At 42.1% G+C, this 12,739-nt stretch carries 9 protein-coding genes and 2 pseudogenes; 5 read left to right on the top strand and 6 right to left on the bottom strand.

Annotated elements, in window-relative coordinates:
- Positions 1 to 123: 123 nt before the first annotated feature.
- A complete protein-coding gene (locus tag Q3W56_RS14860; RefSeq protein WP_483298533.1) occupies positions 124 to 918 on the bottom strand; it encodes a TerC family protein in 795 nt (264 codons plus the stop codon).
- Between the two features lie 259 nt (positions 919 to 1,177).
- Positions 1,178 to 1,844: pseudogene (locus Q3W56_RS14855) on the bottom strand (DedA family protein).
- Positions 1,845 to 2,017: 173 nt separating this feature from the next.
- On the opposite strand from Q3W56_RS14855, the pseudogene Q3W56_RS14850 reads away from it, so the two are divergent.
- The 3 genes and pseudogenes from Q3W56_RS14850 (at position 2,018) to Q3W56_RS14840 (ending at position 6,330) form a co-directional block, all read left to right on the top strand.
- A pseudogene (locus tag Q3W56_RS14850) lies at positions 2,018 to 3,517 on the top strand (MHYT domain-containing protein).
- Between the two features lie 89 nt (positions 3,518 to 3,606).
- A complete protein-coding gene (gene ku, locus Q3W56_RS14845) occupies positions 3,607 to 4,491 on the top strand; it encodes a non-homologous end joining protein Ku (RefSeq protein WP_483298532.1) in 885 nt (294 codons plus the stop codon).
- 3 nt (positions 4,492 to 4,494) lie between these two features.
- Positions 4,495 to 6,330 carry a DNA ligase D gene (locus Q3W56_RS14840; protein ID WP_302896029.1) on the top strand — a complete coding sequence of 612 codons (1,836 nt, stop codon included), beginning with the start codon at positions 4,495 to 4,497 and terminating at the stop codon, positions 6,328 to 6,330.
- A gap of 137 nt (positions 6,331 to 6,467) precedes the next feature.
- Here the strand turns inward: Q3W56_RS14840 and Q3W56_RS14835 are convergent, their stop codons facing one another.
- Together Q3W56_RS14835 and Q3W56_RS14830 are read right to left on the bottom strand one after the other, a co-directional pair.
- Positions 6,468 to 7,481, bottom strand: coding sequence for a glycosyltransferase family 2 protein (locus Q3W56_RS14835; RefSeq protein ID WP_302896028.1), 1,014 nt, complete (start codon positions 7,479 to 7,481; stop codon positions 6,468 to 6,470).
- Positions 7,482 to 7,493: 12 nt separating this feature from the next.
- A complete protein-coding gene (locus tag Q3W56_RS14830) occupies positions 7,494 to 9,188 on the bottom strand; it encodes a DUF6044 family protein (RefSeq protein WP_302896027.1) in 1,695 nt (564 codons plus the stop codon).
- A 197-nt stretch (positions 9,189 to 9,385) separates the two neighbouring features.
- On the opposite strand from Q3W56_RS14830, the gene Q3W56_RS14825 reads away from it, so the two are divergent.
- Positions 9,386 to 10,195, top strand: coding sequence for a metallophosphoesterase (locus Q3W56_RS14825; protein ID WP_302896026.1), 810 nt, complete (start codon positions 9,386 to 9,388; stop codon positions 10,193 to 10,195).
- A 27-nt stretch (positions 10,196 to 10,222) separates the two neighbouring features.
- Here the strand turns inward: Q3W56_RS14825 and Q3W56_RS14820 are convergent, their stop codons facing one another.
- Positions 10,223 to 10,774: a YkoP family protein gene (locus Q3W56_RS14820; protein ID WP_302896025.1), complete on the bottom strand. Its 552-nt coding sequence runs from the start codon at positions 10,772 to 10,774 to the stop codon at positions 10,223 to 10,225.
- Between the two features lie 91 nt (positions 10,775 to 10,865).
- Here Q3W56_RS14820 and Q3W56_RS14815 point away from each other — a divergent pair, with 91 nt between their 5' ends.
- Positions 10,866 to 11,960: an MGDG synthase family glycosyltransferase gene (locus tag Q3W56_RS14815; RefSeq protein ID WP_302896024.1), complete on the top strand. Its 1,095-nt coding sequence runs from the start codon at positions 10,866 to 10,868 to the stop codon at positions 11,958 to 11,960.
- 39 nt (positions 11,961 to 11,999) lie between these two features.
- Here Q3W56_RS14815 and Q3W56_RS14810 read toward each other — a convergent pair whose 3' ends face one another.
- Positions 12,000 to 12,464 (bottom strand): MarR family winged helix-turn-helix transcriptional regulator, encoded by a 465-nt coding sequence (locus Q3W56_RS14810; RefSeq protein WP_079996345.1) that lies wholly within the window; start codon positions 12,462 to 12,464, stop codon positions 12,000 to 12,002.
- Positions 12,465 to 12,739: the final 275 nt, after the last annotated feature.

Here is a 12,739-nt window from a genome sequence, read left to right as displayed (position 1 = left end):
GAGAATTAAGGGGGTTTTACACGTGTTTTTTGTAACAAAGCTGTTATAAAAATGTTATTTTATTTCGTTCATGAAAACGTTTTAAACATGAAAAGACTCTGCTTTTTATGCAGAGTCTTCAGATTACGCCCGTTTCCGGCTGCTGTTTTTTTGTTCGTTTTGTGCGCCCTCCGGCTGTTTTTTCCCACCTGACATGAACCAGCCGCAAACCGCGATTGCCACTAAGACACCCCAGAAGATGAGCTTCCAAGTTCCAGAATGGATAAAGTGTTCAGAAACAACCGCTATGTCGTGATGGGCAAGCGTATATAAAGCAAGCTTTACTCCGACCCAGCCGACTATCACAAAGGCTGCTGTTTCTAGGCTTGGACGTTCCTTTAATAACTTAACAAACATTGAAGCTGCAAACCGCATAATCACCAGGCCGATGATACCTCCAGCCAAAATGACGATAAATTGTCCTCCGTCAAGTCCGCCGATTTTCGGAAGCGATGTTCCAGGAAGAGTAACCGCCAACGCGACTGCCGCTAAGATGGAATCAACCGCAAACGCGATATCTGCCAATTCAACTTTTAAAACAGTCGGCCAAAAACCGCTTTGCTTTGTCTCTTTATGCGTGTCTTCTTTCTTAAATACATATCTTTTCAATATATGGCTTGCTGAGATATACAGCAAGTAGATCGCGCCAATCGCTTGAACCTGCCATACGTTGACTAAAAAAGAAATCGCGAATAAAGAGCCAAACCGCAGAACAAAAGCCCCTGCCAATCCATAAAATAACGCCTTTTTTCGTTTTTCCTCCGGCAAATGTTTTACCATGACCGCCATAACCAGCGCGTTATCGGCAGCTAAAATTCCTTCCAGCCCGATCAAGACGAGAAGAACCCAACCATACTCTAATAATAATGCTGCATCCATAAATGATACCCTCCCAAAAAAGTTGTTTTCTTTCTCTTCATCCGATCTTATGCCGGCCGGACCATGCAAAAAAGACCTTTGCCGACATAAGGCAAAGGTCTTGCTAGACATGAATTCAGGCATGCCAACAAAGCCGATGGATATCGCTATCCATGAAATGACGACTTTGTTTCCGGAAAACATTCCGGACGCTACTCCCCTTTGGGATTTCAAGAAATATGATATTATACATCAATGATATGTGCAGCGCGAAACTTTGTCAACGTTTATTTTTAAAAAATACAGATAATTGTTCGGAATGGGTGCGTTTCTTCCTCTTTTTTAGCAGCAAATAGAGCAGGAACAGTGCTAAAATCGCTATCCCGATTGGAAGCATATATTGATCAAGTATAGAACCGACTTCCTTCCAATTTTCACCGAGCTTCACACCGAGATAAACATATACAAATGTAATCGGCAGCATGGCGATAAACGTATAAAACGAAAACACCCAAACGTTCATTTTTGCAATTCCGCACGGTATAGAGATCAATGTCCGAATGCCTGGCAAGAAACGGCCGCTGAAGGCTACAAATCCCCCATGCTTCTTGAAAAATTCATCAGACTTATCAAGCGCTTCAGGCTTAATAAAGAGATACTTCCCGAAACGTTCAAGAAACGGCCTTCCTCCATACCGGCCTATCCAATACAGCGTAAGCGGGCCTGCCACTCCTCCAAGAGATCCTGCCAAAACAGCGCCAAAAAGTGTCATATCACCTTTAGATACCCAATAGCCCGCAAGCGGCAGGACAATTTCAGCAGGGATAAACTCAATACAGAGCGCTAGAAATATTCCAAAATAAGATAAGCTTTTAAATGCTTCTATCCATGACATAACCAGCTCTTCGATAGCCATCACTTCCCCTTTTTCCATATTTATGTATCATGCATTTTGTTTTTCGGCAAACGTCAACATGATTTTAACACACTTTTCACGGTCAGCTGAATTAAAAATAGATACTACCGTATTTCTTCATAAAGGCTGAAACTCTAAGACTAAGCAGCCGATAATAATGAGAGTCAAGAAGACAGCAACACAGGACACGGGGGGAATCTCCATTTGGAAATACACGTTACATATAATATAACGCTCATATGTTTATCTATTTTTATTGCCTGTGCAGCATCGTACATTTCCCTTGAACTGTCAAGGAAAGTCACTATCAATACAGGCTTAAAAAGCTTATTTTGGCTGATCGGCGGCTCACTTATAATGGGGTTCGGTATTTGGTCAATGCATTTTGTAGGCATGATGGCCGTCTATATGGAGATGCCGATGCAATATGAATTCATGCCTTTAATTGCATCAATTGGCGCAGCTGTTTCCGGATCATTTGTGTCATTATATTTTGTCACCTGGAATTTTCTTGCGAATTACAGACTGCTTACCGGATCAGTTGTGCTCGGGGCATCTATAGCATTTATGCAATATATCGGAATGTCTTCCATTTCCCGGGTAATGATTATGTACGAACCGATCGTTTTTGCAGTTTCTATTATCATTGCGATTGCGGCATCTTTCGTCTCGTTAAAAATATTCTTTGACTTGGCCTTAAAAAAACATTCTGATCATCTTATGTTTTATAAAGTCATCAGTTCAATTGTAATGGGTACTGGGATTTCAGGCATGCAATATACAGGGATGCTCGCGGCATCTTTTCACGAGGACATGGGACCGCTCGGAAGCCATATGGAGGTACAAACGTTTCATTGGTCGATTTTTGTTACGTTAATCGTTATCTGTATACAAACGCTATTATTATCCAGTTCCCATGCGGACCGAAAGTTTAGTAAACAGAGCGAACGCATAAAGGTTAACGAACAGAGGTTTCAGCCTTTAATCGTCCAAAATATTGACGCGATTTTTATTTTGTCATTAGATGGAGACATTATATCGTCCAATCATGCTGGTGAGGACATGATCAGAAAATTTGGTTTTAACATGCACGATTGGAGACATTATACGTCAATGAAAATTAATCGCCTTTTTGAGCAAGTAAAAAAAGAAAAACAGGCCATTAACAGTGATAGCGATCTTATCACTGAAAAGGGCCAGTTTCACTTAAACATCACGCTAATACCCGTTGAGGTCAATCAAGAACTGGACAGCATTTATGTCATTTGCAAGGACATGACAAAGCAGTAACTTTACGGCAGTGATGAGTCGCGAGCATCCTTTGAACAATGGCACAGTTATATTCTTTCTGGACTCGATCACTCCAAGAAGGTTTTGTCTTCTTTAACGGAATTAGGCATCAGAATCAGTATTGATTATGACGGAACGGGACACAGCTCCCTTACTATCCGATTCACTGGCTGAAAATCGACAAATCATTGATTGACGATATTCAGGCCCATCCGAAATCAGAGCAAATTACCGGGGCTATCATTGCCATGGGACATCAGCTGTCTGCAGGTGATTGCTGAAGGGGTGGAAAATTCAGCTCAAAAACAGCTACGTTACCAAAAGAGCTGTGACCATTTACAGGGCTTCTTCTTTAGCAGGCCGATACCGCCGGAACAACTCGAACAATTAATTCTCGAACAGCCGTCGCAATAACAGCGATGGCTATTTTTTTTACCCATAAGTTACTACACATGGATCGTACTCCCCCTCTTCACACTAAAGAAAAAAAGGGGTTTATTAATATGCATACAATGTGGAAGGGATCAATCAGTTTTGGTTTGGTAAATATACCCATTAAGCTCTATGCGGCCACAGAGGATAAAGACATTAAGCTGCGCAGCCTTCATAAAGAGGATCACGCGCCAATCAAATACGAAAAGACTTGCACGAATTGCGAAAAAACACTCGGTCCTGATGAAATAGTAAAAGGATATGAATATGTAAAAGGAAAATATGTAGTGCTGACGGATGAAGATTTAAAAAGCTTAAAGCAGGAGCATGAGGAGAAAGCGGTTGAGATTGTTGATTTTGTTCAGCTGCAGGAAATTGACCCGATTTATTTTAACCGCTCTTACTTTGTCGGACCCGGGGATAACGGCACGAAAGCTTATACCCTGTTGCGTGAGGCGCTGCGCTCAACCGGAAAGATCGGCATCGCCAATATGACAATCAGGTCGAAGCAGCAGCTGGCCATTCTCCGCGTTTATGAAAATTGTATCGTGATGGAGTCTATCCATTATCCGGATGAGGTCAGAAGCGCTGCCCATGTCCCAGGTGTGCCGGATCAATCGAATGTAAACGAGAAGGAACTGCAAACCGCTATCACATTAATAGACGAGCTGACGGCTGAGTTTGAGCCGGAGAAATATGAGGACACGTACCGGCACGCCCTGCTGCAAAGAGTCAAAGACAAGCTTGAAAATAAAGAAACAGCCGTTACTCCTGATAAAGCGCCTCCTCGTGAAGATGTCATTGACCTGGTCAGCGCCCTGCAAGCCAGCATCGACCGGACCAGAAAGCCGAACCGGGAAACCCCGGCAGCAGCACCAGCACAAACAGATGAATCGAAAGGAGCCGGAGAAAAAAAACAAAAAACAACTAGAAAAAAAGCCTCCGGCACGTCATAGCCCATGGCGTTCACCATGCAGCCCGTCCTTACTTCCTCACCGCCAATAGGAGAAGAATGGCGCTACGAAGTAAAATATGACGGGTACCGCTGTATTCTCCGCATCCATTCAGCAGGTGTGACCTTAACCAGCAGAAATGGCTTGGAGCTTAACAGTACCTTTCCTGAAATCACGCAATTCGCCAAAACAGCCTTTCAGCATATGGAAAAAGATCTTCCCCTGACACTTGATGGCGAAATTGTATGTTTGGTGAACCCTTGCCGTTCTGATTTTGAACACATTCAGGTGCGGGGACGTTTGAAAAGACCAGAAAAGATCCAGGAATCGGCAAACGCGCGTCCGTGCTGTTTTCTCGCCTTTGATCTGTTAGAGCGCCGCGGAGAAGATATATCGTCTCTTTCGTATCTGGACCGAAAAAAATCACTGTATGATCTCATGTCTGGGGCAAAGCTTCCTGCGTCTCCAGACCCTTATGCTAAGGAAACGATTCAGTATGTCCCCTGCTACGATCATTTTGATCCGCTTTGGGAAATGGTTATGAAATATGACGCAGAAGGAATCGTAGCGAAGAAAACAAACAGCAAGTGGCTTGAAAGAAAGCGGTCGTCCGATTGGCTCAAATATAAAAACTTTAAACAAGCTTATGTTGTTGTAACAGGGTTTAACCCAAACAATGGATTTCTGACGGTGTCTGTGTTAAAAAACGGCGTAATGACACCGATTGCCTCTGTCTCACACGGAATGAGTGATGAGGAAAAAAACGCCATACGTGAGGTTATGGAACAACACGGACATAAAACATCTTCAGGGGAATTTACGCTAGAACCATCGATTTGTGCAACCGTTCAATACTTAACGATTCTCCAAGGCACATTGAGAGAGGTATCGTTTGTCGGTTTTGAACTCCATATGGACTGGACCGAATGCACATATACACAAGTCATTCGCCACTCCAAACCGGTACATCCAAAGCTTCAGTTCACAAGCCTGGATAAAATCATATTTGAAAAGAATAAAAAAACGAAAGAAGATTTTATTCAGTACATGATTGAAGTCAGTGACTACCTGTTCCCATTTCTGAAAAACCGTGCTGTCACCGTCATCCGCTACCCGCATGGATCAAGGAGTGAATCGTTTTTTCAAAAAAATAAGCCGGACTATGCGCCGGATTTCGTTCGATCTTTCTATGACGGAAGCCATGAACATATTGTCTGCAAGGATATGTCCACTTTATTATGGCTTGCCAACCAGCTTGCTTTGGAGTTTCATGTCCCTTTTCAAACCATTCAAAGCAGGCGTCCGGCTGAGATTGTCATTGATTTGGATCCGCCTTCACGAGACGATTTCCTCATGGCCGTGCAGGCTGCGAATGAGCTGAAGCGGTTGTTTGACTCTTTTGGCATCACATCGTACCCGAAGCTTTCCGGGAACAAGGGCATCCAGCTTTATATTCCCTTGTCCCCAGAGGCATTTACGTATGAGGAAACACGCCAGTTTACACAGCTGATCGCTGAGTACTGCACCAATGCATTTCCCGAGCTATTTACTACTGAACGCTTGATTAAAAACAGGCACGGCAAATTGTATCTTGATTATTTGCAGCATGCAGAAGGAAAAACGATTATTTGTCCTTATTCGACAAGAGGGAATGACCTTGGCACTGTCGCGGCACCGCTCTATTGGCACGAGGTACAGCCCTCCATAACACCCGCTATGTTTACGATTGATACTGTAGTTGATCGGATTAAGAAACAGGGCTGCCCATTTTTTGATTTTTACCGCAACCCGCAAGATGAACCTCTTAACGCCATTTTCCATCAGTTGAAGAAAAAGAGCTGATTGTCATCAGATGTAATGGAGGTGGGGTTCAAGAGGACGCCTGAGTCATTAGCTGCCTATCATTCAAATACGTGGGTATTCAAAAGCAAGTTTGCCGCACGCTAAAAGAGCTGACTAAATAAGTCAGCTCTTTCCATTCAACTGTACTTTTTTTCTAACCGCTCTTTTTCCTGGCGCTGGAGCGGGCTTAGCGGCTCATTATATAAATCGATATCAATCGCATAGTTCGGCCGTCTTTTCACCTCAGAAAAAATGGTTCCAATATACTCTCCGACGATCCCGATTCCCATTAATTGCAGCCCGCCCAAAAACCAAATGGAAATGATGAGCGACGCCCAGCCTGCATTTGTATGGCCTAGCAGCTTTTGTATAAACGCGCCAACTCCTGCCACAGCGCTGAAGAAAAATAAAACAAAACCTAAAAGCGTAAAGAATCGAATCGGTGCGACACTGAATGATGTAATCCCGTTAAAAGCGAATGATAGCATTTTTTTCAGCGGATATTTCGTTTTGCCGGCAAAGCGTTCTTTACGGTCATACAAGACTTCGGCTGATCTAAAGCCAATCATGGGAACAATGCCTCTTAAAAACAGATTCGCTTCCGGGTAACGAGCGAGCTCTTCAAGCGATCTTTTATTCATTAAACGAAAATCAGCATGATTATAAATCAATTTAATCCCAAGCTTATTCATGAGGCGATAAAAGCCTAAAGCGGTCGTGCGCTTAAAAAAGGTATCGGTTTTTCTACTGCGGCGGACACCATAAACGATTTCGCAGCCCTCATGATATTTCAGCAAAAAATCCCGGATCACAGAGATGTCGTCCTGAAGATCAGCATCAATCGAAATGACGCAGTCTGACCTATTCTTCGCTTTATGCAGTCCAGCTAAAAGCGCTTTTTGGTGTCCGACATTGCAGGCTAATTTTAAGCCTGTCACCTTCTTGTTTCTAATGCTCTCCATAGCAATCAAGGCCCATGTACGGTCTTTGCTGCCATCATCGACAAACAGAATTTTACTGTCTTCACTAATTAACTTCTCTTCAATTAAGCTGTCTACAACCTCTGTCAGCTGACGGCTTGTCTCTTGAAACACTTCCTCTTCATTGAAACACGGAACGACGATGGTTAATACTGGCTGTGGCTGTTTCAATCGATATCCTCCTTATCTTGTTTCATATAAATAAATGCGCCAGGCAGAATCTTTATGGTCAAACGTCTTAACGAGCGAAAGATGGTTTTGATCAGCATTCTTGATCGGAACTGATGAAAAAATATAACGCCCGCCCATTTTTTTAAATACATCTGTATTTAATTGAAGATTATTAATCGTTTTCTTCGAATTCTTTTTAAAATCATATCGTTTACCGAGTTCATCAACGAAAAGATAGCAGCGGCTGCCCCATTCATCAAAATATTGTTTCAGCCGAGCGTTTTTTTCCAGCTCTTTTTCAATGATTTTCCTAAATTCATATTTATATGAGAGCGGGTACAGATTGTTATACGTATCTAACGTGTAAAACCCGTTATATTGGGCGATAGACGGATGCAGTCCGATGCTTGCCACCCTGTACGAATCTTGAGGACGCCCGATATATTCCTTAATCTCTTTGAATTGCTCGGATGCATAAAATTCCCGGAATGTCGGCGCATTGTAGTGAACGCCATACGTATATTCTTCATTAAAAGGCGCCAACACCATCAGCTGAGCAGCAACTGCAGCATATACAATCCATTTCCATCCTCTTCCCATCCGCCAAATGAGATATAAAGCAAGCGCAAAGCTTACGTATATGACAAGCGGCCGCAGAAAATGAAAACGGGCAAAATTAAATTCGGCTAAAAAGGCAAATTTCTGCTTTGGCACCGCCCATATTTTGTTGAACCAAAATGCATACCATAATGACAGTCCGTAATTAAGCACACATAAAAACAGATAAACATTTTCTAACTTTGTCCGGTTTCGCTTGAACAGCACAGCTGCAAAAACGAGCAGCAGGATCGGAAGGATGACAACGGTATGAACTGTCATCACATGATTATGGCCATAGACAAAGTTTTTAACGGATAGACGGAGAGAGTGCCAAACGTCATGCCTTGATGAAATAAATTCAATCCGATGCATCGGTGCGTGCGAGAACAACATCGAATAGACAAGCCGATATTCAACGAAAAGATAAATACTCGTCATAAATGCAATACTGCCTAAAAAAATCAGGTTCCATCTTCTATTTGCGATAGCATCATACAGCCAAAAGCACGCCATTCCTGCCAAGAAAAAGAAGAAGCCTAAGACAAAGCTTGAATATATAGGAAGCAAACCGAGCGTGAGCCACTCTTTCCAAGAGCTATCCCCTTTTCGGATATTTAAAAAAGCCCACAGTGCCAAAGGATATCCAAGCGTACTCAGCATTCCTGAAGGCCAAAAAGGTGTTAAGGCAAATGCCAGCGATACGCCAATTGTGATAAAAGCCGCTTTTGGCTCCGGAATTACATGTTTCTTCAGCAGCATATACATTCCAAAAAAAGCGACAACCCTTGTAATCGTCTGGCTTATTGCATAGGCGGTCATGGAAGAAAAGAACGCGTGCAGCCAAACAATTCCGCTCAACTCAGTGCCAAAGGCGTCCCGAGGCAGCCCGTTAATGATTTGCGGAATGGCCGCGTCAACCTTGCCGATGATTTCTCCGCTATCTGCCAGTACCTTGTACCAAGCGATATTCGAATCTAAATTATCGTGCACGCGAATATGGGCATCTTCCTTTAAAATAAAGAGCGGGGATACATATAGCAAAAGGAGAAATAATGCGATCCAGAGATAATATGTTTCTTTTTTGTGTTGTCTCATTAATCGTAACATCGCTTACACATCCATTTGTTATTCTGACACCGCATCCGGCATGATCTGCCACATGTGTCAAAATTTATTATCCCTTTTCCTTTCCAAAACATTCATCAGATGACAAACCGTTTTTCAACCTGTCTCTTCCCCATTAATTCCCGCTATCCATGAGGCTTGATTACTTACTATACTGATAGGAGGGGAGGGGATGTATTTTGTTTACAATCTTACTTTCATTGGCCATACTCGTATCTGTGCCATTTATATATAAAGCGAACCGCAATACAAAAGATGTAAAGGTCAACACCATTTCAATCGATCAAAAAGACGGTTCAGCCAGAAAAAAGTTAAATATCCTTCATTTATCAGATCTCCACTTAGAAAACATTTCTGTATCAGCTGAAGAGCTGTATCATTTAATAAAAGATCAGCCTGTGGACATCATCGCCCTGACCGGGGATTTTCTAGATCGGAAACGTAATATTCCGAAGCTGGCAGGTTACTTGAACGCATTGCAAAAGCTAAATCCAGTATATGGAATGTATGCGGTTTTCGGTAACCACGATTATGTATTGAAAGAAAAGGACTTTCAGAGATTGAAGCATGTTTTAGAGGAAAACGGCTGTATCACACTTCAAAATGAACATGTACAAATCGAGACGGCTGCAGGGCCTGTCAATATTATCGGCATTGATGATTACAGCACGAATCGCAGCAATATTACCGGCTCTTATCAAAATCTAGAAAACGGCTACCACCTTGTATTAACTCACGACCCAAACATTATTCTGGATATGAAAGATGTTCATTATGATTACCTGCTTTCAGGCCATTTTCACGGCGGGCAAATTCACTGGCCAAAACCGTACCATTTGGCAAAAATGGGCAAACTTGTGCGCATGAATATCGTTAAAGGCCTTCATTATCACCATGATAAACCGTTTTATATCAGCGAAGGCTTAGGACAAACCGGTGTAAATATCCGTGTTGGCAGCCGTCCTGAAGTGACATTTCATCAGATATAATCAAGAAAGACTGTGCTGACCAAGGCATCAGTCTTTTTTTTGATAGGTTTTCTGCAGCTTTTCTTTCGAAATAAACAAATAGGATGTATTCGGTAAATGACGCAAGGTCATCTGCTTTGAAGTGAGATAGAAAATGGGTATATGCGTGATCTTTTTAAAACTCCTGTAAATAGGGTTGACCGGGGTGACCACATCAAAACCGAGCCTTTCCACACCTTTGTCAAGCATTGTAATGCCCACAATCCCTTTAATTTTGTCACTTTTTTTGTGATTATTGATGTAATCCACGAGAATCGGCATCGATTGATATACTTTTTGATAGATAATGAGCCCTTTTCTGACTGCGCTTTCAATGCTTTGCAGCTCCCTGACCAGCTTAATGTTGTGCAGATGGATTTTAACGAGCACATCATTTTTTCTTATATGCGTTCCGTCACTCAGTACGACATGATGTCCTTTGTACTTCGTCAACCTGACCCGAAAGACGCTTTTTTGATCTTTGTCAATCAAGGTGAGTCTTGAAAAAAAGAAATAAATCGGGTCAACCACTCTCCAAATAGAAAGGAAACAAGTTCTCATCTCTTCACCTTCCTTATGATCAAAAACACCCTTATATTTTGTGAACGTTCTCCCCAAAATATAGTTGCCATATTTTTTAAGGAGGACCATCATGAAGAACATTCTCATTTTTCCTTTTTTAAGCATATCCACCGGGCATCACCATGTTGCAGATGCCCTGCAGGCTGAACTGAAGACCCAAGGACTGGCAGCTGAGAAAATGGATATCTTTTCATATACGTATAGACGGTTAGAAAAACTGTCCTCTGAGGCGTATTTAAAATGGATTCAATATTTCCCGAAAACGTACAGCGGCATTTACAGGCTCCTCGCCTGCGGAAAATATCAAAATGACAAACGCTATGCCATGTACGAATGGCTGTTTACACAACAAATGAGACACATCTTACAAGAAAAACAGCCTGATATCGCCTTCTGCACACATGCACTGCCTTCTTATCTGTTGAACCGGCTAAAGCCGGAATATCCGAATATGAAGGTTGTGAATGTATATACTGATTTTTTTGTGAATCAATTATGGGGGCGGGAGAATATTGATTACCATTTTGTGCCGATCATGGATGTCAAGAAGCAGCTCATGTCTGAAGGAATCGATCAGAAAAACATATATTTGACCGGCATTCCCGTTCACCCAATGTTTGAAATGGAATCAACAGACACCTGCCAGCATCATCCGCCATACACCATCATCATCACAGGCGGCAGCATGGGAGTCGGAGGTATTTTAAAATGGGTTCAGAATCTGTCGCCAGGCGGAAACATCTTATACAAAATATTATGCGGCAGAAACGAAAAGCTCTACTGCTATGTCAAAAGTTTACGTCACCCTTTTATTGAAGCGATTCCCTATCTTCACAGCAAAGCAGAGATGAATCGTTTATACGATCAAGCGGCAGGCATCATGACTAAACCCGGAGGCGTAACCATTAGCGAATGCTTACAGAAACGGCTTCCGGTATTTATTTTTCATGCGCTGCCGGGACAGGAGGAAATGAATTTGAATCTTCTAATGGAACGGAGGCTTGTCACAGATATGAGAAACTGGGACATGCAGAAAGCAGAGGAGCGTATTGCGGCATTTTTTCAATCGAATGAACAACTGAAAGAATATGAAAGACGTGTCAATAGATATCTTGGCGAAATATCTGACCGGAAGATTGTAGATGTTTTACAAAGGTTGATATGAAATAAAAAAACACTCCCTGAAACAGAGAGTGTAAAATAGTTAACGAAACAGCAAATGCTGACTGTGAATGCCTGCTTTCTTCAGCAGAAGGATCAACTGGTCCTGTTCATCAGGCGAAAGGCCTGAAAACGCTCTTGCAATACGCAGTGCATGAATCGGATAAATCTTATCCAAATACTCATTTCCCTTGTCAGTTAAATGCGCATAGACGGAGCGTTTATCTTTCGGATCCTGCTCCCGTACTAAAAATCCGTTTCTTTCTAATTTGTCAATGACATATGTGACGTTTCCGCTCACAAGCAGAAGTCTCGACCCAATTTGCTGTAGTTTTTGCGGGCCTCTTGTGTACAGGAGCTCTAGTACAGCAAATTCAGTGGGATTAAAGCCGTGCTCTTTGCTGTCACGGATACTATGTTCAGACACACTTTTGAAAGCCCTTGCAAAAACTCTGTACAAATTCATCGCACGCTCAACTTCTTCTTCGTTAAACGATAATCTCATCATATCTACCTCGTATATAGGATTTTTATAAAAAAATAATGAAAACCCTTACATATAATAAGAGTTCAGTCCCTTACTATACGTATTCGCTATAATTCGAGAAATTCCTTCTGAAACAAAAAAATCCTTATACATTATCTTGTATAAGGATTTCAGACTGTTGACAAAATAGTCGGATCTTTATGATCCGACCTATTTTTGTCCAATTTATTCTGTTTTTCGGTCGAATAGGCTGGCGAGTTGGTCCTTTCCAAGTCCAATTCGCCAGTTTTTTTAGA

This window comes from Bacillus sp. C28GYM-DRY-1 (assembly GCF_030519405.1).
Lineage (GTDB): Bacteria > Bacillota > Bacilli > Bacillales > Bacillaceae > Bacillus > Bacillus spizizenii_A.
The sequence above is the reverse complement of the archived record's forward strand: the minus strand, read 5'-3'. Positions and strand labels throughout refer to the sequence as shown.